Origin of the sequence: Rhodococcus sp. AD45-ID (assembly GCF_003023755.1) — a bacterium.
Lineage (GTDB): Bacteria > Actinomycetota > Actinomycetes > Mycobacteriales > Mycobacteriaceae > Rhodococcus_F > Rhodococcus_F globerula.
In genome coordinates, this window is sequence record NZ_PYHL01000002.1 from 187,501 (window position 1) to 212,265 (window position 24,765).

At 62.5% G+C, this 24,765-nt stretch carries 19 protein-coding genes and 2 rRNA genes (1 of these 21 only partly in view); 12 read left to right on the plus strand and 9 right to left on the minus strand.

The window, feature by feature from the left end; translation table 11 throughout:
• The 3 genes from C7T36_RS17025 to C7T36_RS17035 all read left to right on the plus strand — a co-directional run.
• Positions 1-2,038 (plus strand): 23S ribosomal RNA (locus tag C7T36_RS17025) (it extends 1,097 nt beyond the left edge of the window).
• Positions 2,039-2,179: 141 nt separating this feature from the next.
• Positions 2,180-2,296 (plus strand): 5S ribosomal RNA (gene rrf / locus C7T36_RS17030).
• A gap of 214 nt (positions 2,297-2,510) precedes the next feature.
• Positions 2,511-3,227, plus strand: coding sequence for a hypothetical protein (locus tag C7T36_RS17035; RefSeq protein WP_052683487.1), 717 nt, complete (start codon positions 2,511-2,513; stop codon positions 3,225-3,227).
• 6 nt (positions 3,228-3,233) lie between these two features.
• Here C7T36_RS17035 and C7T36_RS17040 read toward each other — a convergent pair whose 3' ends face one another.
• Positions 3,234-4,820: an adenylate/guanylate cyclase domain-containing protein gene (locus tag C7T36_RS17040; protein ID WP_045066884.1), complete on the minus strand. Its 1,587-nt coding sequence runs from the start codon at positions 4,818-4,820 to the stop codon at positions 3,234-3,236.
• A 42-nt stretch (positions 4,821-4,862) separates the two neighbouring features.
• On the opposite strand from C7T36_RS17040, the gene nucS reads away from it, so the two are divergent.
• Positions 4,863-5,537: an endonuclease NucS gene (gene nucS / locus C7T36_RS17045; RefSeq protein WP_033237400.1), complete on the plus strand. Its 675-nt coding sequence runs from the start codon at positions 4,863-4,865 to the stop codon at positions 5,535-5,537.
• Entirely contained in the window at positions 5,537-5,869 is a 333-nt protein-coding gene (locus C7T36_RS30565; RefSeq protein ID WP_084702718.1) for an ATP/GTP-binding protein, read from the plus strand. The genes nucS and C7T36_RS30565 overlap by 1 nt, the downstream gene beginning before the upstream one ends.
• Positions 5,870-5,873: 4 nt before the next feature.
• On the opposite strand, the gene C7T36_RS17055 is transcribed toward C7T36_RS30565, so the two are convergent.
• The gene (locus C7T36_RS17055; RefSeq protein WP_033237401.1) at positions 5,874-6,893 is read right to left on the minus strand and encodes a hypothetical protein; all 1,020 of its coding nucleotides are present in this window, start codon (positions 6,891-6,893) and stop codon (positions 5,874-5,876) included.
• 40 nt (positions 6,894-6,933) lie between these two features.
• Positions 6,934-7,407 carry a methylmalonyl-CoA epimerase gene (gene mce, locus C7T36_RS17060; protein ID WP_045066885.1) on the minus strand — a complete coding sequence of 158 codons (474 nt, stop codon included), beginning with the start codon at positions 7,405-7,407 and terminating at the stop codon, positions 6,934-6,936.
• Positions 7,408-7,515: 108 nt separating this feature from the next.
• Between mce and C7T36_RS17065 the strand changes: the two genes are divergently transcribed.
• The 3 genes from C7T36_RS17065 (at position 7,516) to C7T36_RS17075 (ending at position 10,172) form a co-directional block, all read left to right on the plus strand.
• Positions 7,516-8,709, plus strand: coding sequence for an acetyl-CoA C-acetyltransferase (locus C7T36_RS17065; RefSeq protein WP_045067877.1), 1,194 nt, complete (start codon positions 7,516-7,518; stop codon positions 8,707-8,709).
• Positions 8,710-8,810: 101 nt separating this feature from the next.
• A complete protein-coding gene (locus tag C7T36_RS17070) occupies positions 8,811-9,173 on the plus strand; it encodes a DUF3817 domain-containing protein (protein ID WP_033233155.1) in 363 nt (120 codons plus the stop codon).
• Positions 9,174-9,278: 105 nt separating this feature from the next.
• Complete coding sequence (locus C7T36_RS17075; RefSeq protein WP_045066886.1) at positions 9,279-10,172, plus strand: tetratricopeptide repeat protein; 894 nt, start codon at positions 9,279-9,281, stop codon at positions 10,170-10,172.
• Between the two features lie 14 nt (positions 10,173-10,186).
• Here the strand turns inward: C7T36_RS17075 and C7T36_RS17080 are convergent, their stop codons facing one another.
• From C7T36_RS17080 to C7T36_RS17090, 3 genes are read right to left on the minus strand one after another with little or no spacing between them, the layout of a single operon-like run.
• On the minus strand, positions 10,187-11,635 hold the full coding sequence (locus tag C7T36_RS17080; RefSeq protein WP_045066887.1) for a neutral zinc metallopeptidase: 1,449 nt from the start codon (positions 11,633-11,635) through the stop codon (positions 10,187-10,189).
• Positions 11,635-13,833, minus strand: coding sequence for a 1,4-alpha-glucan branching protein GlgB (gene glgB, locus C7T36_RS17085; protein WP_045066888.1), 2,199 nt, complete (start codon positions 13,831-13,833; stop codon positions 11,635-11,637). The genes C7T36_RS17080 and glgB overlap by 1 nt, the downstream gene beginning before the upstream one ends.
• Positions 13,833-15,833, minus strand: coding sequence for a maltotransferase domain-containing protein (locus tag C7T36_RS17090; RefSeq protein ID WP_045067878.1), 2,001 nt, complete (start codon positions 15,831-15,833; stop codon positions 13,833-13,835). Before C7T36_RS17090 ends, glgB begins: the two co-directional genes overlap by 1 nt.
• A 120-nt stretch (positions 15,834-15,953) precedes the next feature.
• Here C7T36_RS17090 and glgP point away from each other — a divergent pair, with 120 nt between their 5' ends.
• Positions 15,954-18,554: an alpha-glucan family phosphorylase gene (gene glgP / locus C7T36_RS17095; protein ID WP_045066889.1), complete on the plus strand. Its 2,601-nt coding sequence runs from the start codon at positions 15,954-15,956 to the stop codon at positions 18,552-18,554.
• 50 nt (positions 18,555-18,604) lie between these two features.
• Here glgP and C7T36_RS17100 read toward each other — a convergent pair whose 3' ends face one another.
• Genes C7T36_RS17100 through C7T36_RS17110 form a run of 3 tightly spaced genes read right to left on the minus strand, consistent with a single transcriptional unit; the run spans position 18,605 to position 22,620 of the window.
• Positions 18,605-20,653: an ATP-dependent DNA helicase gene (locus C7T36_RS17100; RefSeq protein WP_033232721.1), complete on the minus strand. Its 2,049-nt coding sequence runs from the start codon at positions 20,651-20,653 to the stop codon at positions 18,605-18,607.
• 9 nt (positions 20,654-20,662) lie between these two features.
• Positions 20,663-21,277, minus strand: a complete 615-nt coding sequence (locus C7T36_RS17105; protein ID WP_045066890.1) for an isochorismatase family protein — start codon at positions 21,275-21,277, stop codon at positions 20,663-20,665.
• The gene (locus tag C7T36_RS17110; protein ID WP_045066891.1) at positions 21,277-22,620 is read right to left on the minus strand and encodes a nicotinate phosphoribosyltransferase; all 1,344 of its coding nucleotides are present in this window, start codon (positions 22,618-22,620) and stop codon (positions 21,277-21,279) included. Before C7T36_RS17110 ends, C7T36_RS17105 begins: the two co-directional genes overlap by 1 nt.
• A 64-nt stretch (positions 22,621-22,684) precedes the next feature.
• On the opposite strand from C7T36_RS17110, the gene clpS reads away from it, so the two are divergent.
• The 3 genes from clpS to C7T36_RS17125 are packed head-to-tail and all read left to right on the plus strand — an operon-like array spanning position 22,685 to position 24,722.
• A complete protein-coding gene (gene clpS / locus C7T36_RS17115) occupies positions 22,685-23,014 on the plus strand; it encodes an ATP-dependent Clp protease adapter ClpS (protein ID WP_033232727.1) in 330 nt (109 codons plus the stop codon).
• A gap of 53 nt (positions 23,015-23,067) precedes the next feature.
• Positions 23,068-23,658 carry a DUF2017 domain-containing protein gene (locus C7T36_RS17120; protein WP_033232729.1) on the plus strand — a complete coding sequence of 197 codons (591 nt, stop codon included), beginning with the start codon at positions 23,068-23,070 and terminating at the stop codon, positions 23,656-23,658.
• A complete protein-coding gene (locus C7T36_RS17125; RefSeq protein ID WP_045067879.1) occupies positions 23,655-24,722 on the plus strand; it encodes a P1 family peptidase in 1,068 nt (355 codons plus the stop codon). Before C7T36_RS17120 ends, C7T36_RS17125 begins: the two co-directional genes overlap by 4 nt.
• Positions 24,723-24,765 lie beyond the last annotated feature (43 nt).

A 24,765-nucleotide genomic window follows, 5' to 3' on the forward strand; every position in this document is an offset into this window, starting at 1 on the left:
AGCTAAGGTCCCTAAGCGTGTACTAAGTGGAAAAGGATGTGGGGTCGCGAAGACAACCAGGAGGTTGGCTTAGAAGCAGCCACCCTTGAAAGAGTGCGTAATAGCTCACTGGTCAAGTGATCCTGCGCCGACAATGTAGCGGGGCTCAAGTACACCACCGAAGCTGCGGCATTCACGCAATAGCCCCCCTTCACTCTGCGGAGTGTTGGGCAGGTGTGTGGATGGGTAGGGGAGCGTCGTGTGGCCATGGAAGCGGCAGGGTGACCTAGCCGTGGAGGCCACACGAGTGAGAATGCAGGCATGAGTAGCGAAAGACGAGTGAGAAACTCGTCCGCCGAATGACCAAGGGTTCCTGGGCCAGGTTAATCCGCCCAGGGTGAGTCGGGACCTAAGACGAGGCCGACAGGCGTAGCCGATGGACAACGGGTTGATATTCCCGTACCCGTGTGAACGCGCCCATGGTGAATCAGTGATACTAACCGTCCTGAAGCCACGAGAAGACCTTCGGGTCTCGAGTTGGTGGATGCACGGGACCTGATCTGGTAGTAGCCAAGCGATGGGGTGACGCAGGAAGGTAGCTGGGCCGGTCAGTGGTAATACCGGTGTAAGCGTGTAGGGCGTGACCTAGGCAAATCCGGGTCACATTAAGCCTGAGACGTGATGCGTAGCCGATTGAGGCGAATTCAGTGATCCTATGCTGCCGAGAAAAGCCTCTAGCGAGCTTTCACACGGCCCGTACCCCAAACCGACACAGGTGGTCAGGTAGAGAATACTAAGGCGATCGAGATAACTATGGTTAAGGAACTCGGCAAAATGCCCCCGTAACTTCGGGAGAAGGGGGGCCCTGTCTGGTGACGACATTTACTGTCTGAGCTGGGTGGGGCCGCAGAGACCAGTGAGAAGCGACTGTTTACTAAAAACACAGGTCCGTGCGAAGTCGTAAGACGATGTATACGGACTGACGCCTGCCCGGTGCTGGAAGGTTAAGAGGACCGGTTAGTTCCTTCGGGAGCGAAGCTGAGAATTTAAGCCCCAGTAAACGGCGGTGGTAACTATAACCATCCTAAGGTAGCGAAATTCCTTGTCGGGTAAGTTCCGACCTGCACGAATGGCGTAACGACTTCTCAGCTGTCTCAACCGTAGACTCGGCGAAATTGCATTACGAGTAAAGATGCTCGTTACGCGCGGCAGGACGAAAAGACCCCGGGACCTTCACTACAGCTTGGTATTGGTGTTCGGTTCGGTTTGTGTAGGATAGGTGGGAGACTGTGAAACGGTGACGCCAGTTATCGTGGAGTCGTTGTTGAAATACCACTCTGATCGAATTGGACCTCTAACCTCGGACCATGATCTGGTTCAGGGACAGTGCCTGGTGGGTAGTTTAACTGGGGCGGTTGCCTCCCAAAATGTAACGGAGGCGCCCAAAGGTTCCCTCAGCCTGGTTGGCAATCAGGTGTCGAGTGCAAGTGCACAAGGGAGCTTGACTGTGAGACTGACAGGTCGAGCAGGGACGAAAGTCGGGACTAGTGATCCGGCACCGGCAAGTGGAAGCGGTGTCGCTCAACGGATAAAAGGTACCCCGGGGATAACAGGCTGATCTTCCCCAAGAGTCCATATCGACGGGATGGTTTGGCACCTCGATGTCGGCTCGTCGCATCCTGGGGCTGGAGTAGGTCCCAAGGGTTGGGCTGTTCGCCCATTAAAGCGGCACGCGAGCTGGGTTTAGAACGTCGTGAGACAGTTCGGTCTCTATCCGCCGCGCGCGTAAGAAACTTGAGGAAGGCTGTCCCTAGTACGAGAGGACCGGGACGGACGAACCTCTGGTGTGCCAGTTGTTCCGCCAGGAGCACCGCTGGTTAGCTACGTTCGGAAGGGATAACCGCTGAAAGCATCTAAGCGGGAAGCCTGTTCCAAGATGAGGTTTCTCACCCCCTCGAGGGGGTAAGGCCCCCGGCAGACCACCGGGTTGATAGGCCAGAACTGGAAGTACAGTAATGTATGCAGGTGACTGGTACTAATAGGCCGAGGACTTACCACAAAGAAGCTACGCGTCCACTGTGCGGTATCTGAAACAACACACAGATACCTTGAATTCGATTCCCCATCATTCACCGACACTTGTCGGTGGGTGTGTGGAGGATCTGGTTCACGGTTAGTTACTGTGACAGTTTCATAGAGTTACGGCGGTCATAGCGAAGGGGAAACGCCCGGTCCCATTCCGAACCCGGAAGCTAAGCCCTTCAGCGCCGATGGTACTGCACTCGACAGGGTGTGGGAGAGTAGGACACCGCCGAACACAACTTGAGAAAGCCCCCCAACAATGTTGGGGGGCTTTTCTCGTTTCACCCAAAACATAAAGCTCACATAAAGACAATTGTAGTTTTGTAATCGAATGTAAGAATTCGGATATATCTATTCATTAATTGCAAATAGAACAGTCGAATGTACTTCTATGTCTGAATCCGCTGGAAATATTCGAGAATTCTGAAATTGTTTCTCAAATCGTCGGGGTGGCGAGTGCTGCCGCGCCTGGGGCGTCGTCGATACCCGCTGGCAACCCGCAGCATTTCATCTCCTACGACGTGACTCCCCGCACGCCGGTTGAAACGATCGACAGTTTCCACTACACGGTTGCTGTGGAGACCCCGAACGGCACCGCCGGTGTCCGTTTCTCATTGTTCGGTGCCGGTGGTGTGCCGCTGTCTTCGGAATGTCGGTCGGGCGCTGACGGGGGCAATGGTGTCACGTGTGCGATTGATGTTCCCTATTCGCGCGGAACGGCATATTCCTTCGACATCATGAAGTCGGGTTCGTCGGCGACGGCAACAACATGGTCGGGAACGATTACCAATGATTCCACCGGAGTGGTCACAAAGATGGGGTCATGGTCCACTCCAGCCGCATTCGGTGGACTGAAGAGCACGACTATCGGTTTCATCGAGAAGTTCTCCGGGATCAAGACGTGTGGCGACATTCCGGATGTGAGCGTGAAGTACTCGAAGGTGTCGTTCGGCAACGACAACCCGTCGTCGGGAGCCAAGATCTGGCCGAGCTCGAATGGCGGTAGCGGTATTTACACCTGCCTCGGTGTGACACCCGCGAAGTCGGTGTCCACCGTCGGTCAGTTCAACATCGCCAGTGGTGACAGTACGGTCAGCCCGGTATCCCCAGAACCCGATCCGTCAACGTCGATACTGAATCAACTGGGGGACATTTTCGGCTCGTAACCGGATTCAGTCCGTCGGCGGAACAGGGGTTGATACGAGGCCTTCCGCCGGCTCACGAGGAATCGCAAGTTCTGTCTCTTCGAGGCGACCGCGCAGTGTGATGCTGTCGGTGATCCGCCACTGGTCGGCTTCGCTGTTGTGTGCCGCCGCAACAGCGCGGCCTGACGCTGCCAGATTTCCCGGTACGGTCTTGGCCACCTCGGAGAGACGGGCTGCCTCGTTCACAGGATCACCGATCACGGTGTACTCGAATCTTTCACGCGCACCGACATTTCCGGCAACTGCGATACCTGACGCGACGCCGATGCCGGCATTGATTTCAGGCACTTCGGCGCACAGACGGATCTGGATCTGTCTGGCAGCTGCTAGTGCGCTGCCCGCGTGGTCGTCGATCCGGTTCGGCGCACCGAAGATGGCAAGGGCTGCGTCGCCCTCGAACTTGTTGACAAATCCGCCATGTCCGTCGACCTCGTCGACGATGACGTCGAAGAACCTGTTGAGGAGTGCGACAACGGCGGTGGGAGTGTTTGTCGAGGCGATCGTGGTGGAACCGATCACGTCGACGAAGAGAACGGATACGTCACGTTCCTCGCCGCCGAGTTCGGGATTCTGACGCATCGCGTTGGCTGCAACCTCATGCCCGACGTGTCGTCCGAACAGGTCGCGAATGCGTTCACGCTCCCGAAGTCCTTCCGCCATACGATTGAAACCGGTTTGGAGCAAGCCCAATTCGGTACCGTCGTAGACAACGACGTGAGCACTCAGATCGCCGCGGGTGACTTGCTCCATACCTCGCCGAACGGATCGGATCGGCGCCGCAGCCGATCGAATGTTGATATAGGTCAGCCCGAGTCCGACGCACAGAGTGATTCCGCCGATTACGAGGATGGCGATTGCGAGAGCCTGCCCAGAGGCTGGACGGATGAAGCTGAAGATCGCGATCAACATCAGACCGGTGACAGGGACTCCACTGCCGAGCATCCAGACCAGGATGGTGCGCCCCGTGATGCCGAGCACCGCGGATTTGCGGGGTGTCCCGGATTCGAGGGCGCGGGCTGCGATGGGACGAAGTGCGAACTCGCTGAGGAGATAGCAGAACGCGCAGGTCGTGATTCCGCTGAAAGCTATGGTGAACAACACTTTCGGGATGGTGTTGGCGTCGACGATCCCGTACATCGTGGTGAACGTGGCCAATGCCACCGTCCACAGGATGGCTTGAACGCGGGTCAATCGCCATGGTCCACGCAGCGCGGCACGCTGATTCTCAGGTGTCGGCGGGACGTTGTCCGTTGCCCACCGAAGATCATGGATGAGGCGTGTAGTTCCCCAGAGCAACCCGACGACGAAGACACACCCAGTGAATATCGGCACTGCGATGAAGTTGATCCACGCGAACTCCGATCGCATGATGCTCGGGCCTGGAACAACAACTCCGATGAGAACGACGGCCAGTGCGGACCCGATCAGATTGGTGACCAGGAGCGGAGCAGTGAGGAGGGCCTGGACGCGAATGCGTCGTCGGCGGGGACTCTCGTCTGTGGATCCGAGCAGCCACGACCCTAGGGGCGCGCTCGGGACATTGCTGGGCTGCATAGTGTGTCGAGACTAGTCGCACCGATCCCTTAGGGTGGTGCAGTGCGCTTAGTTATTGCTCGTTGCCGTGTCGACTACGTAGGTCGATTGACTTCCCATCTCCCTACCGCCAGACGCCTTCTGTTGGTCAAAGCGGACGGTTCCGTCAGCATCCATGCCGATGACCGGGCGTATAAGCCGCTCAACTGGATGAGTCCGCCGTGCTGGTTGGTCGAGACCACCGGTGACAGCGACGACATTCTGTGGGTCGTGACCAACAAGGCCGGCGAAGAGCTGCGGATCACCCTCGAAGAGGTCGAACATGATTCGTCGTACGAACTCGGTATCGATCCTGGTTTGATCAAGGACGGCGTCGAGGCGCACCTGCAAGAGCTTCTCGCAGAGCATGTCGAAACGCTGGGTAAGGGCTACACCTTGGTACGACGCGAATACATGACGGCTATCGGGCCGGTCGATCTTCTGGTTCGTGATGCCGATGGTGCTTCGGTTGCCGTCGAGATCAAGCGTCGCGGGGAGATCGACGGTGTCGAGCAGCTGACGCGCTATCTCGAATTGCTCAACCGTGATCCGCTGCTCGCTCCGGTAACGGGAGTGTTTGCGGCGCAACAGATCAAGCCGCAGGCCAAGACTTTGGCAACCGACCGCGGGATTCGCTGCCTTGTCCTCGACTACGAGGCGTTACGCGGGACCGAGAGCACCGAGTTCCGGCTTTTCTAATGCCTCGCCGGAAACCGATGCCGAAACAATCTCGTCGTACTGACAGTCGACGAGGTCCGGCTTCGGATGAACCGCGTGGTGTGCTTTTTGGCGGGGCAGTGGTCCGGGAGGAGCCCGGTCCGGGCGGCGAGCTGTACATGGTTCGGCCGATTCCGGGAGCCAATGCCACGAAGTTCTATCGATGCCCCGGCTGTGACCACGACATCAGGCCGGGAGTTGCGCATGTGGTGACGTGGCCGTCGGAGCCCGGTGGGGCCGCGGAGCGTCGGCATTGGCATACCGGATGCTGGTCAGGCCGCGGCACCCGCGGCCTGACCAGAAGGTGGTCGTGACGGATCAGTTTCGGGACTGCGCCCGCTGTTCGACCTCGCGGGTGTCGATTTCGGCTGTGTTGGTGTCTTCGATGTCATCCGAGTCGTCAGTTTCCGGTTCGGATTCTGTGTAGCTCGTTTCCTCGTACTCGTCGTCGGTGAATTCCGAGGACGGCGGAGTGGTCGGAGCGTCGAGCAATTCGCTCTCACGGTTGACGGAGGCGAGCATCGCGGGCACCGAATCGAGCTGACCTCGGATTCCCAGGAGTTGCGCAAGGATGCGTCCACGTAGAACGCGCAGTTCTTCGGCAAGTTCCTTGGCGTGAGCGATCTTTCGCTCGGACTGATCTGTCGCAGCCTGTAGACGACGCTGCGCTTCGCGCGTGGCGTCGGTCAATCGTCGTTCGGCTTCTGCCTTGCTTGATGCTTCGAGTTCGTCGACTGCGGCAACAACCTTGGCGCGTCGTTCCGCCATCGAGATGTCGAAATCTTCGCGAATTTGAGTTCGCTTCGCCTCGGATTCGGCGGCCAGACGGTCGCGCTCGGCCTGCGCGGCTTCGACGATGCGCGCCGCTTCGGTCTTGGCCTGCAACATGGTCTGCTCGTGCATGGTTTCCATGGCGTTGCGGCGGTCGTCGAGCTCCGCGATCAACGACTCGTAGTGCCCGCGTAGGCGGGCGCCGTCCTGTTCGGCGATGGAGGTCATCTCTGCTGCGTCGGCCTCGGCCTTCGCGCGAACCTCGGATGCTTCGTCGGACGCCAGTCGGAGCATGCGGCTGATGCGATCGCTCATGCCCTCCGCAGTGGTGGGTGGAACGGACAGGCGGTCGACGTCCTTACGGAGATCGTCGATGTCGTCGCGGGCATCGTCCAACTGCTTGGCAAGGTCACGGGCTTGCGCGGCTGCGGCATCGCGATCCGCAGCCGTCACACGCAGTTCTACGTCGAATCGCTCGAAGTAGTTGCGTACCTCGTCGCGGTCGTATCCCTTCCGTGCGATCTGAAACGGAAGTTGAATGGAACCGCGGTCCTGCTCGTATGCCATGGCGACAATCTACCTGGCATATCTGCAGGAGTCGGGCCTACTAGTGCGACGCGGCCGGTTCGACCAGTTCGACGAGTACACCGCCGGCGTCCTTCGGGTGGATGAAGTTGATGCGTGAGTTCGCGGTGCCGCGCCTCGGTGCGTCGTAGAGCAACCGGACGCCGCGTGCACGGAGCTCGTCGGAAATAGCTTCGATGTCGGTGACGCGGTACGCGAGCTGCTGCAGTCCGGGGCCGCTGCGGTCGATGAACTTGGCGATAGTCGAGTTCTCGTCGAGCGGTGCGAGCAACTGAACGGCCGTGGAGCCGGCGGGCGCACCGACGACGGAGAGCATGGCTTCGCGCACGCCCTGTGCTTCGTTGATCTCTTCGTGAGTCGAGACCATGCCCAGGTGTTGGGTGTACCACGCGATGGCGACATCGAGGTCGGGAACGGCAATTCCGACGTGGTCGATGGCGACGACGAGGTCGGAGGACAGCGCTGCGAGAGCGGGACTGGGGGAGGTCTGTGTCATACCGTTCACGGTAGCGCTACCGTTTAAGTAGTACACGTCGGGATGTGACTTGGCTCGTATACCACGTGCGCCCGAAGACTATGTCTCTTTTTGCAGCCGGAGGAAATCGTGACCAGTTCTGTGATTGTTGCCGGAGCCCGTACCCCGATGGGTCGACTCATGGGTTCGTTGAAGGACCTGTCCGGGTCCGATCTCGGTGGCATCGCCATCAAGGGCGCCCTCGAGAAGGCCGGTGTCGCCCCGGAGCAGGTCGAGTACGTCATCATGGGTCAGGTCCTCACCGCCGGCGCCGGCCAGATGCCGGCCCGCCAGGCCGCCGTCGCCGCGGGCATCCCGATGAGCGTTCCCGCCCTGAGCATCAACAAGGTCTGCCTCTCCGGTGTCGACGCCATCGCCCTGGCCGATCAGCTGATCCGCGCCGGCGAATTCGACGTCGTCGTCGCCGGCGGGCAGGAATCGATGTCCCGCGCACCGCACATGCTCGAAAAAAGCCGCGAAGGGTTCAAGTACGGCGACGTCACGATGCGCGACCACATGGCGTACGACGGCCTGCACGACATCTTCACCGACCAGGCGATGGGCCTGCTCACCGAACAGGTCAACCAGCAGGACGACACCCACATCACCCGCGCGGAGCAGGACGCGTTTGCCGCGGCCTCACACCAGAACGCCGCCCGCGCCTGGAAGGACGGCCTCTTCGACAACGAGGTCGTCCCCGTCTCGATCCCGCAGCGCAAGGGCGATCCGATCGTCTTCGCGCAGGACGAGGGCATCCGCGCCGACACCACCGTCGAATCCCTCGGCAAACTGCGTCCCGCGTTCAGCAAGGACGGCACCATCACCGCCGGCTCCGCCTCCCCGATCTCCGACGGCGCCGCCGCCGTGGTCGTGATGAGCAAGGCCAAGGCCGAAGAACTCGGTGTGGCGTGGATCGCGGAGATCGGTGCCCACGGTGTGGTCGCGGGCCCCGATTCGACCCTGCAGTCCCAGCCGGCGCGGGCCATCGCGAAGGCCTGCGCGAAGGAAGGCATCGCGCCCGCCGATCTCGATCTCGTCGAGATCAACGAGGCGTTCGCGGCCGTCGGTATCGCCTCCACGCGTGAGCTCGGCCTCGACCCGGCGAAGGTGAACGTCAACGGCGGCGCCATCGCCGTCGGGCATCCCCTCGGGATGTCCGGTGCCCGGATCGCGCTGCACCTGGCACTCGAGTTGGCGCGCCGCGGCGGCGGCATCGGCGCGGCCGCACTGTGCGGCGGCGGCGGGCAGGGCGACGCACTGATCGTCCGCGTGCCCAAGGCCTGAGAGTCTAAATACACCTGAACACCTCAGTTCGCTCTACGACGCCTCGTGGTATTCCTCACACCACTACGGGGCGTCGTAGTTGTTCGGGCACAATGGGGTTCATGGCGAACGTCTTCGATCTCAGTACCACCGCAAAGCGGTTCCGTTTCATTGCCGTCCTCGAGGCCTTCACATGGCTCGGACTGTTGGTCGGAATGGCCTTCAAGTACATCCCCGAAGAGGGAATGGTGGCAGGCGTCAAGATCTTCGGTCCCTTCCACGGTGCTGTGTTCGTCATCTACATCCTGGTTGCGCTCTGGACTGCAAAGCAGTTGAAGTGGAACCTGGTCACCACGTTCTGGGCACTGTTTGCCAGCATCCCGCCGTTCGGCACGATTGTTTTCGAAGCGTGGGCCGCGCGCACAGGCAAGTTGGCGGAACTGTCCAAGGTGAACACAGCCGCTGCGGACCCCGCGCTCGCTTAAGTGAAGTAGGCCTCTTCGAAGGTTCCGGCAACTCGTGACAAACTGGGACTTGTGACTCGACCAGGATCCAGGCCCCCAGCGCGTTCGTCAGCAGTTGCAGCCGCTATGAGCGGCGCAGTCGACTTGTCCGCTCTCAAAGAGCGGGCCACGGCCCCACCTCCGCGTAATCCCAGCGGCGATGGGGCCGTTTCTGCTGCAAACGGGTCCGTCGTAGAGGTGACGGAAGCGAACTTCGAGGCCGAAGTTCTGGTCAAGTCGAGCCAGGTGCCCGTGATCGTCAACCTCGGTGGGCGCGCGTACGAGCCGTCTGTCGTCTTCACCGAGGTGCTGGAGCGATTGGCCGCGCAGGCAGGTGGTCAGTGGATTCTTGCGAACGTCGACGTCGATGTCAGCCCCCAGATCGCGCAGGCCTTCGGAATCCAGTCGGTGCCGACGGTTGTTGCCGTTGCCGCCGGTCAGCCGTTGGCAGATTTCCAGGGCGCGCAGCCCGAAGAGCAGTTGACTCAATGGTTTGCTGCCGTTCTGCAAGCTACCGCCGGAAAGCTCAGCGGGCCCGTTCCGACTGCTGAGCGCGACGAACCAGAAGTGGAAGATCCACGATTCGTTGCTGCCGAAACCGCCCTCGACGCCGGTGATCTCGACGGTGCCATTGCGGCATACCAGGTGATTCTCGACGCCGAGCCGACCAACGCCGAGGCCCTCAACGCTGTTCGCCAGGTCAAGTTCATGGCGCGTGCCCAGAACACCGAACCCGACGCCGTGGCGGCAGCCGACGCAGATCCGTCGAATGCCGAACTGCAGTTCGCGGCAGCGGACCTGGAGATGGCCGGACAGCAACCGGAAGCAGCTTTTGCTCGCCTCATCGGCGTCGTGTCACGCAGTGCAGGTGACGACAAGGCCGCGGCGCGGACGCGTCTGCTCGAACTCTTCGAATTGTTCGATCCCGCCGAGCCCATGGTGATGGCAGCCCGCCGCAAACTGGCGGCAGCGCTCTACTAGGCCTACTACGGCCGCTACTCCGTATAGCGGCTGTCGCAGGACACCTGCCCACCCAACACACCGGTACGGAAGGCGTCGACCCGGGCGAAGCCGCTCGGGACGGTGTCGCCGTTGACGTCACTGGCAGCCAACCCGTCCGTCAACAAGCCGGAGACGGCCTCGTCGAGGTCGCCGGGCGACAGGGTGACCTGTGCTCCGGACTCGGCTGCATTGGAGGGGCTCAGTGCGGCTGTGATCACTCCGGCCAAGCACGCCGCCCGCAGCGCGGTCTGTGGTGTGTCGAGTGCCTGACCACGTTGCTGCTGCATCGCGAGGGTGTACCGCGACGCGAGCAGTACGTATGCGTTGTAGTCGCCGGTGATGTCGGTCTGCATCAATTCGCGTCGACCGACCCGTCCCGGTGTTCCGCGTTCCGCCAACTCGTCGACATTGATGCCGATGGTGTTGGTCGAGGGGCAGAACGAGACCGGTTCGGTAGCGACGGCGTCGGCGCATCCGGTGTCCGCGCCGGTGAATGTGACTGTCGGCGGATTCTCCAATTCGAAGACCGACTGGAATGTCGTGAGGAACTCCTGCAGCGTTTCCTCGGTGACGGGAAGTTCTCCTGAATCGCCTTCGGAGTCGAATTGCTGGGGCAGTTCAGCCCGCCGGGATTCGATTTCTTCCTGGTCGATACGCGTGCAGGCGGACGCGCCGTCGGTGAACCCGATCTGTGTTGCGGTGACGCGTTCGAACGCGGAACCGTGGTGTGAGTCGGGATCGTTGGGATCGTCGTCACGGATAGCGACCGCAGAGGCGAGCACCTTGTTCAGGCCGTCGGATGTGTTCATGGTGAAGTGTGCTGCCTTGTCCTCGGCAACGTGCCGCAGGAACGCACCACCGAAGCAGTCGGCCTGTTGTTCACGCACCAGGGCCGATTCGGACCCACCTTTGACGATTCCGGCTTTGCGCTGGACGGCATGGCCGTACTCGTGCGCGAAGATGAACGCGACGGCGACGTCCCCGAACTTTTCCTGCACCTCGGGAAGGAGAAGTTCGCGATCCCACCCGATGGTGTGGTCGAGGCTGCAGTAGCCGGCGTTGATGAGGTCTTCTGTGGTCTCCTCGCAGAAGTCCGGGCCGTTCGATTCGGTGGGATCCCACGAGATCAGCGTGTCGACGGGTTGGAACGGTTCGTTGAACAGTGTCGGATACTGCGTGTTCCAAAAGGTTTCGATGTCGGTGATCGCGTTGGCGGCGAGTGCGTCGATGGAACCGCCGTCGGTGCCGACGATGTCGCGTTCGGCGTCGGGCGCACCGGGTCGCAGGCCACTAGGACCGGACGACGCGTCGAGGCCGGCAACGCGGAAGGGGTCGTGGTAGATCGAGACGGCCTGGCCACTGGAGGTCTGCGAACAGCCGGACAACACGGCAGCAGTTGCCAACAACGACGAAGTGACTAGTGCTGCTCGCCGGCCCACCATCAACGCTCCAGACTGATCCATATCGCACCGTTGGCGGGAAGTGCGACCTGAGCTGACGCCGGCCGACCGTGCCACGACTGCGACGTCGCTGTGACCGCACCGAGGTTGCCCACCCCCGAGCCGCCGTACGCCTGCGCATCGGTGTTGAGGATTTCCACCCATCGGCCGGGCTCCGGTAGCCCGACGCGGTAGCTCGAGTGTTCGCTGCCCGAGAAGTTGAAGAGGCAGGCGACAATCGAGCCGTCAGTACCGTAACGCAGAAAACTCAGGACGTTGTTCTCGGTGTCGTTGGCGTCGATCCACGAGTACCCGCCAGGCGAGGTGTCCAGGGTCCACATTGCCGGATGCCGGCGGTATGCAGAGTTGAGATCGCTGACCAGCTGCATCGCGCCGCGGTGGAGATTGCCGGTGTTCGGGTCGTCGAGTTGCCACCAGTCGAGGCCTCGTTCTTCGGACCACTCGGCCGTCTGGCCGAATTCTTGGCCCATGAACAGAAGCTGCTTACCCGGGTGCGCCCACATGTAGGCGAGGAGAGCGCGAAGCCCCGCGGCTTTCGCGAAATCGTTGCCGGGCATACGTGTCCACAAGGTTCCCTTGCCGTGGACGACCTCGTCGTGGCTTATGGGCAGTAGGTAGTTCTCGCTCCACGCGTACATCAGCGAGAAGGTGATCTCGTGATGGTGGTACGTGCGGTGGACGGGGTCGCGGCCCAGGAATCCCAGGGTGTCGTGCATCCACCCCATGTTCCATTTCATGTTGAATCCGAGGCCGCCCACATTGGTCGCGCGGGTGACTCCAGGCCACGCGGTTGATTCCTCCGCAACGGTGACAACGCCACGGTGCTTCTTGTGGACGGTGGCATTCATCTCCTGAAGGAACGCAACTGCTTCCAGGTTCTCTCGGCCACCGTGAATGTTGGGAGTCCAGCCACCTTCCGGGCGGGAGTAATCCAGGTAGAGCATCGATGCGACAGCATCGACGCGTAGGCCGTCGATGTGGAATTCGTCGAGCCAGAACAGCGCGTTGGCGACGAGGAAGTTGCGGACCTCGCGTCGACCGAAGTCGAATACGTATGTACCCCAGTCCAACTGCTCGCCGCGCTGCGGATCGGCATGTTCGTAGAGCGGTGTGCCGTCGAAGCGGGCCAGTGCCCACTCGTCCTTGGGGAAGTGAGCGGGAACCCAGTCGACGAGAACACCGATGCCGGCGGCATGGAGGTGATCGACAAACCAGCGGAAATCGTCGGGTGTCCCGAATCGTGCCGTCGGAGCGTAGTACGACGTGACCTGATATCCCCAGGAACCGCCGAACGGGTGCTCGGCGACTGGGAGCAATTCGACGTGTGTGAACCCGGTTTCGGTGACGTACTGCGCGAGTTGCTCGGCCATCTGCCGGTAGTCGAGGCCAGGGCGCCAGGATCCGAGATGCACTTCGTACACACTCATCGGTGACTGCGCTGGGTCGACGTGCGCGCGGGCCTCGAGCCAGTCGGCGTCGTGCCAGATGTGGGAACTGGTACTCACGCGTGACGCCGTCGCCGGCGGTACTTCGGTGGCGAAGGCCATCGGGTCGGCCTTGTCCGCTACCGAACCGTCTCGCCCGTGGACGCGGAACTTGTACAGTTCACCTGCTGTGATTCCGGGCAGGAACAGTTCCCAGACTCCTGTCGAACCGAGGACGCGCATGGGCGCGAATTGCCCACCCCAGCCGTCGAAGTCGCCGATGACGGTGACTCCCCGGGCGGCGGGTGCCCACACCGCAAACGAGGTTCCCTCGACTACTCCGTCCGGCGTCTCGTAGCTGCGCGGGTGGGCGCCGAGAATATCCCACAGGCGTTCGTGCCGACCCTCACCGAAGAGGTGGAGATCAAGTTCGCCGAGCGTGGGGAGGAATCGGTACGGATCGGCAACAACGACGGTATGCCCACCCGGGTAGGTGACCGAGTACCGGTAGTCCATGAGTTCCGGGTAGGGGACCAGTGCGGCGAAGACCCCACCCGAAATGTGGTGGAGGGGAAAGACCTTTCCGCCGATGACGGCGTTGACAGACTCGGCGTGTGGCCGAAGGGTACGCAGCACTGTTCCGTCGGGGTGTGCGTGCGCGCCGAGGACGCTGTGCGGATCGTGGTGTTCGCCGCGGGCAAGCAATTCCAGATCGTGGGGCGCTGGAGCAACCCCGGCAGGCAGTTCGGCGACCATCATTTACCTCCGCGGTATGCCAGGGAAGTTCTGGCGGGGTAGGGAACTGGCGGTAGCGCAAGAATGTGGGCGACGGACCGCCACGGCTCTAGGCGAACGAAATTTGCTTGGCCCCACTGATATTGCTCGCCGCTCACTTCGTCGAGCACGCTCATGTGGTCGTGCCATTCGCGCCCGAGTGCCGGCATGTCCAGCCAGATCGTTCCCTCTTCCGCGGCAAACGGATTGAGGTTGATGACGGTGAGTACGGCGTCGCCGGTGATCGGATCGAACTTCGAGTAGGCGATGATCGCGTCGTTGTCGATGTGGTGGAAATGCAGGTTGCGGAGTTGTTGCAGAGCGGGGTGCGCGCGGCGGATGCGGTTCAGCGTGGTGATCCAGGGTTCGAGGGATTCGCCGCGCGCAGCGGCTTCCGCGAACCGGCGCGGACGTAGTTCGTACTTCTCCGAGTCCAGATACTCTTCGCTACCGGGACGCACCGCCTGGTGCTCGTAGAGTTCGTACCCCGAGTAGACGCCCCACGTCGGCGCGAGTGTTGCGGCGAGAGCTGCCCGCAGCGCGAACATTCCGGGTCCGCCGTGCTGTAGCGACTCGTGCAGGATGTCCGGGGTGTTCACGAAGAGATTGGGGCGCGCCTCGTCGGCTTTGGCTGCGAGTTCGTTGCCGAATTCCGTCAGTTCCCACTTTGCGACGCGCCACGTGAAGTACGTGTACGACTGTGTGAAGCCGCGTCGGGCCAGGCCGTACATGCGGGCCGGCCGGGTGAACGCCTCGGCCAGGAAGAGAACGTCCGGATCGGATTTCTTGACTTCGGAGATCAGCTTTTCCCAGAAGTTGGGCGGCTTGGTGTGGGGGTTGTCGACGCGAAAGATCTTGACCCCCGCGTTGATCCAGTGGCGAACGACGCGCAGGATTTCCTTGTCCAACCCGTCCGGGTCGATGTCGAAGTTGATCGGATAGATGTCCTGGTACTTCTTGGGCGGGTTCTCCGCGTAGGCGATGGTGCCGTCGGGCAGAACAGTGAACCACTCGGGATGCTTTGCTGCCCAAGGATGATCGGGTGCACATTGCAGTGCGAGGTCGAGTGCCACTTCGAGGTCGAGTTTGCGTGCCCGCGACACGAACGCCTTGAAATCCTTGAGCGTTCCGAGTTTCGGATGGACTGCGTCGTGCCCACCTTCGGCGGAGCCGATGGCCCATGGCGATCCGACATCCCCGGGTTCGGGAGTGAGCGTGTTGTTGCGGCCCTTGCGATTTATCTCACCGATCGGGTGAATCGGCGGCAGGTAGACAACATCGAAACCCATTGCGGCAATGCGCGGTAGATCCTCCGACGCGGTCTTGAACGTGCCGTGCTTCGGCACCCCGTTCTCGTCCCAGCCGCCGGTGGAGCGGGGGAAGAACTCGTACCACGAACCGAAAAGTGCTCGGTTGCGGTCGACCAGCACGTTGTGCGGTTCGCCCTTGGTGACCAACTCGCGCAGGGGATGCGCGCGGAGCAACTCGGCGACGTCCGACGCAAATGCCGGGGCGACCCGGGCTGTCACCGGCGCGGTGCTGCGCAGCGACGCCGTCACCGCCTCCAACTTCGAGCGGTTGGCGCGGGGCTGTTCCTGGGCGGCGCGCTCGAAGAGTCGCGCGCCGATCTCGAGGTCGTTGGCTAGCTCTGCCGGGCCTTGCCCGACGGACAGTTTGGCTTCGACGGCGTGCTTCCAGGTTGCGACGGGATCACTCCACGCTTCGATCCGGAACGTCCAGAGTCCCTCGGTGGACGGAACGAATACAGCGTCGACGGTGTCCGGTTCGCTGCCCGGGTCCATCTGGATGCGTATCGGTTTGGTTCCGCGGGGTCCGCGCACGGTGAGGGTGGCCGCAACTGCGTCGTGGCCCTCTCGCCATACCGTGGCGTGTACGGGAAACACTTCACCCACTACGGCCTTGGCTGGATAGTTACCCGAGATCGCGGGTACCACGTCGTCGATACCGAGGCGTCCTGTCACGGGAAGCTCCATTTCTGATGGTGGAGTGTTACTGGTGTGGCCGAGTTCAACCGTAGTGGGTACAGCGCCTTGTCGTCGCTCCAGCGGACACGGTGGTTCAACTCGACTAGGGTTCGCGGGGTGAAAGCCTTGCGTCGGTTCACTGTCCGAGCCCACCTTCCGGAGCGCCTTGCAGCGCTCGGCCCCTTGTCCACCAACTTGCGTTGGTCCTGGCATCCCGAGACTCAGGATCTGTTCTCGCGCCTGGACCCTGAACTCTGGCAAGCAGTTCAGTTCGATCCGGTTCGAATGCTCGGAGAGGTCGATCCCGCCCGACTCGACGAGCTCAGCAGCGACGACGACTTCCTCGCTGACCTCGACACCGCGGCCGCCGATCTCGACAGCTACCTGAGCACTCCGCGCTGGTACCAGTCGCAGCAGGCAAAGGGGGTGTCGCTGGCTGGGGGAATTGCGTACTTCTCCATGGAATTCGGCGTCAGCGAAGTCCTGCCGAACTACTCGGGTGGCCTGGGAATTCTGGCCGGCGATCATCTCAAGGCCGCATCGGATCTGGGACTGCCGCTGATCGGTGTCGGACTGCTCTATCGATCCGGCTACTTCCGCCAGTCCCTGACAGCCGACGGGTGGCAGGCCGAGCACTACCCACCCCACGATCCGCAGGGGTTGCCTCTGCGTTTGCTGACGGATGCCGGCCCGTCGTCCGACGACGGATCGCCGGTAGTGATCCACGTCGCGATGCCCGGTGGGCGAGTTCTCCGGTCGCGGGTGTGGATCGCGCAGGTCGGCCGGGTGCCCCTGCTTCTCCTCGATTCGGACATCGCTGAGAACGATCCCGATCTCCGCGGCGTGACCGACCGTCTGTACGGCGGCGATCAGGATCACCGCATCAAGCAGGAAATCCTTGCGGGTATCGGTGGCGTACGTGCGGTTCGGGCGTACACCGCGGCATACGGATTGCCCGATCCCGAGGTGTTCCACATGAACGAGGGCCACGCCGGTTTCCTCGGTATCGAACGAATTCGTGAACTTGTCACCACCAGCGGGCTGGATTTCGATTCGGCGTTGGCGGCTGTACGCGCCGGTACCGTCTTCACGACCCACACTCCGGTGCCCGCCGGAATCGACCGCTTCCCGGCAGATCTGGTTCGCCACTACTTCGGCGGTTCCAACGGCGAGAACGAATCGACGCTTCTTCCCGGCCTGACGGTCGATCGCATCGTCGGCATGGGCCGCGAATCGGATCCGTCGATCTTCAACATGGCGCACATGGGCCTTCGACTGGGCCAGCGTGCCAACGGTGTGTCGAAGCTGCACGGCATCGTCAGTCGCGACATGTTCAACGGTCTCTGGCCGGGATTCGACGCTGACGAGGTTCCGATCGGCTCGGTGACCAACGGTGTCCATGCGCCCACCTGGGCGGCGCCGGAATGGATGAACGTCGCCCGCCGGATCGTCGGACAGGAGCAGCTCGAGGAATCGCGCGGCTGGGAGCGCTTGCACGAGCTGTCCGCCACCGAACTCTGGGAAACGCGCAACGACTTGCGCGGCAAACTCGTCAACGAAGTGCGTCGACGTGTGAAGGCGTCGTGGCTCGAGCGCGGCGCCACCGAAGCCGAACTGGGTTGGACCAGTGGAGTTTTCGACCCGAATGTGTTGACTGTCGGGTTTGCCAGGCGCGTGCCGACGTACAAGCGACTCACCCTGATGCTGCGCGACCCCGATCGACTGCGCGCGATGCTCCTCGACGAAAAGCGGCCAGTGCAGTTGGTGGTGGCCGGAAAGTCGCATCCCGCCGACGACGGTGGCAAGGCGCTCATTCAGCAGGTGGTGCGGTTCGCCGACGAGGCGGACGTCCGTCATCGCATCGTCTTCCTGCCGGATTACGACATGTCGATGGCCCGCTACCTGTACTGGGGTTGCGATGTGTGGCTGAACAATCCGCTGCGCCCGCTCGAGGCGTGTGGAACTTCCGGTATGAAGTCTGCACTGAACGGCGGACTCAACCTCTCCATCCGTGACGGATGGTGGGACGAGATGTACGACGGTGAGAACGGCTGGGCAATCCCGACCGCCGACGGCGTCCTCGACGACGTTCGCCGTGACGATCTCGAAGCGAGCGCGCTCTACGAATTGCTCGAACACGCGGTGCTACCCACGTTCTACGACCGTGACGCTGCCGACCTGCCGACGCGGTGGGTCGAGAAGGTTCGCCACACACTCGAGAATCTGGGCCCGAAGGTGTTGGCGTCACGCATGGTTCGTGACTATGCAGTGCAGTACTACGCGCCGTCGGCAGAATCTGCTCGGGCTGTGGTGGCGGACAACTACGCCGGAGCGCGTGAGGTTGCCGAGTTCCGTCGGCGGATCGAATCGCAGTGGCCGTCCGTGAGCGTTGTGCAGGTTGACGGTTCCGGGTTGCCGGATACCCCGGAAATCGGTGCGACTCTCTCGCTGAAGGCTCAGGTTCGTCTCGGTGATTTGTCGGTGTCCGACGTCGAGGTGCAAGCAGTCATCGGACGCGTCACTCCGGGTGAGGAACTGACCGATGTGGTCACCTTCCCGATGACGCATTTCGGTTCGGAAGACGGCATCGAGATCTTCGAAGCCGAAGTAGCGCTTCCGGTTTCGGGATCGGTCGGCTACACGGTTCGGGTTCTTCCGCATCACCGTCTGCTGGTGAACGCATCAGAGCTGGGATTGGTCACGACCCCGGCTGTGTAAACCCACTTTCTGCCCCGGACCTTGTCGACAAGGTCCGGGGCAGAAGTGCGTCAGGGCCGCGAATCGCGGATACGGGTCAGCGCTTTGCGGACGACCTCGGGCTTGGTCGTCTCCCAGAACGGTGGCAATGACGCCCGCAGGTATCCGGCATACCGGGCTGTTGCAAGACGCGGATCCAGTACGGCCACAACACCTTTGTCGTCGACGCTACGCAACAGTCTGCCCACTCCCTGGGCGAGGAGCAGCGCTGCATGGTTGGCCGAGACGCTGAGGAAGCCGTTTCCGCCGTGTGCCTCGATGGCCTGTTGACGAGCCATCAGCAGCGGATCGTCCGGCCGCGGAAATGGAATGCGGTCCAAGATCACCAGGGACAGCGACGGGCCGGGAACGTCGACGCCTTGCCATAGGGACAGTGTCCCGAACAGTGATGTGGGTTCATCCTTGGCGAAGGCCTTGACGAGGGTGCCGGTGGCGTCGTCGCCCTGGCACAGGATCGGTGTGTCGAGGCGATCACGCATGGCTTCGGATGCGGCTTTGGCGGCGCGCATCGACGAGAACAGTCCGAGGGTGCGCCCACCCGCAGCCTCGACGAGTTCGGCGATTTCGTCGAGGTAGACCGGGGACAAGCCGTCCCGGCCGGGTGTGGGCAGGTGGCGGGCAATGTAGATGATTCCGGCTTTCGCATGGTCGAACGGCGATCCGACGTCGACCGAGTTCCAACGAAATGCGTTGGCATCGGAAGGGGCTTCGCTTCCGATTGCAGTTCCGGAATCGGGGCGAACCGACGACTGCGCGGGTAGTCCCCAGTTGATCGCAAGACCGTCGAAGGAACCTCCGACGGTGAGTGTTGCGGACGTCAACACCACAGTGGATTCCGCGAACAGGCGTGAGCGCAGCAAACCGCCGACGGACAGCGGGGCCATCCGGACGGAGCGGCGGACCGATCCGCGGAACTCGTCGGACGAGAGCCAGACCACATCTTTGCGCTGGGCGGGATCTGGTTCGTCGAAAGCAGTGAGGACTCGTACGGCGCTGTCGTGAATGTCTTCCACCGAGGAGAGTGCCGCATTGCGGGCGGCCGCTGCTTCGGGATCGGCTGCCATCATGCCGGGCTTGGCCGGGCCGATGGCTGTGCGCAGGGCCCACGCGGCATCGCGGATGGCTGCGAGCGCGGGAGCAGCGCCGTCGGGAAGCCCGTCCCAGCGTCCGGGGCGAAGTTCTTCGAGGAGTCCGGCCCAGCCTTCGCCGGCGGCCTCGAGACGATCGGCGTCCTGTTCTTCGACGATCTTGCCGCAGCGACGAGCGGCTGCACTGATAGCGGCCGCGGTGAGCTCGTCTGTCGCGACCCCGGTCACGCGGTCGACCAGTTCGTGGGCTTCGTCGATGACCACGACGTCGTGCTCGGGCAGAATCTGGATGCCTGTAATGGCGTCGATCGCGAGTAGGGCGTGGTTGGTGACCACGACGTCTGCCTTCGACGCCTCGACGCGGGCGCGTTCGGCAAAGCAGTCCTCGCCGACCGGGCACTGGTTCTTCCCGATGCATTCGCGGGACGTCACACTGACCTGCCGCCACGCCTGATCGGACACGCCTGGCACCAGTTCGTCGCGGTCGCCCGTGTCGGTGTCCGACGACCACTCGGTCAAGCGCACCACTTCACGGCCCAGGCGCGAGACTGTGAACGGATCGAACAGTTCGTCCTCCGGTGGCTGCTCGGAGGCGCCGGTGTGGATCTTGTTCATGCACAGGTAGTTGTTGCGGCCCTTGAGGATTGCGAATTCCGCGCGACGCCCGAGTGGCTTCTTCAGTGCATCGGCCAGGCGGGGGAGATCACGATCGACCAACTGCCGCTGCAGGGCGATGGTGGCCGTCGACACGACGACGGTGCGACCGGACTCGACGGCATGGCGCAGGCTCGGCACCAGATAGGCCAGCGACTTACCCGTACCGGTGCCGGCCTGGACGGCAAGATGCTCACCGGTATCGATCGAATGCGCTACCGCCGACGCCATCGTGAGCTGGCTGGTCCGCTCGGCACCGCCCAGCGCCTGCACCGCCGTGCGAAGCAGTTCGGGGACATTCGGAAGTTCATCGGCCACTGAAGCAGGTTAGTGGATACCTACGTCAGAAATATCGACGCCACTCGAAGGCGCATGTTCGTCACGGCCGCTGAGCTGCACTCCGTGCTCGCGCATCTGCGTCAAAGCCGCTTCGATCGTGGCGGTTGCCACACCCGCAGTGAGTGGCAGGAGGACTGTGGTGGCAAAGCCGGCGCGGACCGCGTCGAGTGCCGTGGCCCTCACGCAGTGATCGGTGGCAATGCCGATGACGTCGACGTCGGTGATGTCGTGTGCCCGCAACCACTCCTCGAGGGTCGTGCCGTCCTCGGAAAACCCTTCGAACCCGGAGTACGCGGCGCTGTACGCACCTTTGGAGAACACGGCAGATCCGGCGATCGATGCATCGAAAGCCGGGTGGAAGTCGGCGCCCGAGGTTCCGACCACACAGTGCACCGGCCACGTGTCGACGTAATCGGGGTTTTCCGAGAAGTGAGCACCGGGATCGATGTGGAAATCGCGGGTCGCTGCGACGGCGTCGTACTCGTGAGAGTCGACGAAGGTGTTGATCGCCGCAGCTACGGCAGCGCCGCCGTCGACGGCTAGAGCGCCGCCCTCACAGAAGTCGTTCTGGACGTCCACCACGATCAATGCACGTGCAGTCATCAGTGACCTCCACCGACAAATCGGACCGGTACCGCGGAATCTCCGCGTGAGAGCTTGAGGCCCTCCCACGGGAGGCTGAGCAGCCCGGCTTTCACGACTGCTCGGCTCTCTTCCAATGTGGGGACGCCGTCGACGGTCTTGCCGCCGCGTACCAACGGAATCATCAGCTCGGTCGCGCCGTCCGCGGCGGCGAACGGCGAGGGCGCGTCGGCGGGATATATCACTTCCTCGACCAGTGTTCCGGTCTGGCGAGCGATGCGCAGTGCCTTCTTCGCTCCGCCGCGCGACGCTTTGTTGGTACTGCGCTTCTCGACAGGAATTCCGTCCACCTCGACAAGTTTGTAGACCATGCCGGCCGTCGGAGCACCGGAGCCGATGACGAGCGACGTGCCGACGCCGTACGTGTCGACGGGTTCGGCGCGCAGCGCTGCGATGGCATATTCGTCGAGGTCGCCGGAGACGACGATGCGGGTCTTGGTGGCGCCGAGGTCGTCGAGTTGTCGACGCACCTGGCGGGTGACCACCCCGAGGTCTCCGGAGTCGATACGCACCCCGCCAAGCTCGGTTCCGGCTACGGCGATAGCGGTTTTCACGCCTTCGGTGATGTCGTAGGTGTCGACCAGCAATGTGGTCGAGACACCGAGTACGTCGACCTGCGCGCGGAAGGCCGCGGCCTCGTCGGTTCCGTTGTCGGTGGTGTGCAGGAGGGTGAAGGCGTGGGCGCTGGTACCCGCGCCGGGAACGTCGTGGCGGCGGACAGCTTCGAGATTGGACGTGGCGTCGAATCCGGCGAGGTACGCGGCGCGGGACGACGCGACTGCGGCTTGCTCATGGGTCCGGCGTGAGCCCATTTCGATGAGCCGTCGACCGTCTGCGGCACTGACCATGCGGGCCGCAGCTGACGCAATCGCGCTGTCGTGGTTGAGGATCGAGAGGGCCAGTGTCTCGAGCAACACGCATTCGGCAAACGATCCGCGGACGGAGAGGATCGGCGAGCCAGGAAAGTAGAAGTCGCCTTCGCGGTAACCGTCGATGTCGCCGGAGAACCGGTAATTGCGCAGCCACTCGACGGTGGTGTCGTCCAGGAACTTCGAGACGATCGCCAGTTCGGGTTCCCCGAAACGGAAGTGCTCGAGAGCGTCGAGCAATCGCTCCGTACCGGCGACGATTCCGTAACGCCTCCCGTCGGGAAGTCTGCGCGCGAATACTTCGAAACTGCAGGTACGGAAAGCAGATCCGTCGGCAAGCGCGGCAGAGAGCATGGTGAGCTCGTACTGGTCGGTGAGCAGAGCGGTACTCGCGGCGGCGTCACGGGTGTCGGAGATTTGCGTAGGCACGCACATAACTCTAGGCGGGAGACCACGAGGGTGGGTGTTGTCACCTCGGATCGCGCCGTACCCTGGAGACATGGTTTTCGGCTCTGCGACTGTTTCCACAACTGCCTCTGCGCCGCGCGCGGTCCCGGAGCAGTCGGAGGCTGTTGCAATCATCGAAGCTGTTGACAGGCCTTGGGTGACGATCGTCTGGGACGATCCGGTCAATCTGATGCACTACGTGACCTACGTGTTCCAGAAACTGTTCGGGTACAGCAAGGCCAAGGCCACCGATTTGATGATGAAGGTGCATTCGGAGGGCAAGGCCGTCGTGTCCAGTGGTTCGCGCGACAAGATGGAAGCCGATGTTCGGCGTCTGCACGCGGCGGGACTGTGGGCCACGATGCAGCGCGACGACACCTAGGGCTCGCTCACCTTCGACAAGTTCGATCCGATCACAAGAGGGGAGTCCGACGCGTGCGGACGTGGATCAAGAAGAACTCGCTTTCCGGAGTGAAGTTCAAATCCGAGATGGACGCTCATGAGGTGACCGTCCTGAGTTCGCTCGTAGAGTCGGTGATCGGACTGCTGGAAGATCGTGAGTCCGGCGCACCGCAGGACGAGTTGGCGGCGCTCACCGGTCTTCGAACCGGTAATTCGGAATCGCCCGACAATCCGGTTCTGGCGCGGTTGCTCCCAGATTTTCAGCGAACCGACCCCAGTAAGGCCTCCCCGGATTCCGATGATCTCGACGACGCCGGCGCCAATGTCAACGGAGCGCTGCGGAGTTTGCACGAACCCGAGATCATCGACGCGAAGAAGGCTGCCGGCAGGGTTTTGCTGGCCTCGCTTCCCGCAGACGGCGGCAAGATCCTCCTGACCCAGGAGCAGGCCGACGCGTGGCTGTCCGCGCTCAACGACGTTCGTCTGGCTCTCGGCACCAATCTCGGTATCGACGCAGACACTCCGGAAAGTTTGGATCCGGATGATCCGCGAGCACCGCATCTTGATGTCTATCACTGGTTGACGTGGATGCAGGATTCGCTCGTTCAGGCGCTCATGCCGTGATCACCACGGCGCCCGGCCCCACGGATTCGTTGACCGACATCGCCGGTTTGACTGTCGGTCATCATCATCGGCTCGACGACGACGCTGCTCTGGGGGCGGGGGCCGCGACGGGATGCACCGTTGTGCTGGCCCCGGCGGGAGTGGTTGCGGGAGTTGATGTTCGGGGCGGCGGGCCGGGTACTCGCGAAACCGATCTCCTCGACCCGAGCCATTCGGTTCAGCAGGTCAATGCCGTGCTCCTGAGCGGTGGAAGTGCGTACGGCCTCGCTGCCGCCGACGGTGTCATGCGCTGGCTCGAGGAACACGGCCACGGAATCGCGATGGGCCTGCCTGGCCAGGTGGTGCCGATCGTGCCGGGCGCCGTCATCTTCGATCTTCCGGTCGGGGACTGGAAGATTCGACCTGACGCCGATTTCGGATATCTGGCAGCAGAATCCGCGTCGCGTGAATGTGCGACCGGAACAGTGGGCGCCGGTGTCGGTGCCCGTGCCGGTGGGATCAAAGGCGGCGTCGGAACTGCCAGCGTCGTGATCACAGACGGACCGGCCAAGGGGACAACTGTGTCGGCCCTGATCGTGGCAAACCCGGTCGGCTCGGTCTTCGATCCGCGTACCGGTCTGCCGTGGGGCGTCGGGTCCGAGGGGGAGGCGTCCTTCGGGATCGGCATGCCGATTCCGTGCGAGCTCGACGCAGCCAACGCAATCGGTGCCAAAGGGACAGTGCTCAACACCACCATCGGCGTCGTCGCTACCGACGCGGCCCTGACCAAAGCCGGGTGCCGACGCGTTGCAGTTGCCGGTCACGACGGTTTGGCCCGGGCAATCCGTCCGGCCCATTCGCCGTTGGACGGCGACACGATCTTTGCGCTCGCTACCGGAACGCACACGCCGGAATCGGCGATCGACGTACCGGCGGCGTTCCCGGCGGATCTGCCGATCCTCGACGCTGTCTGTGCGGCCGCCGCCCAGGTCGTGGAACGCGCGATCGTCAAGGCGATTCTCGACGCGACATCGGTGGCGGGGATCCCGAGTTACCGAGACCTGTTCCCGTCGGCTTTCGTCTAGCCCGGCGAGCGCCGGTAACCTCGAAGTAGACACATCTACTGTG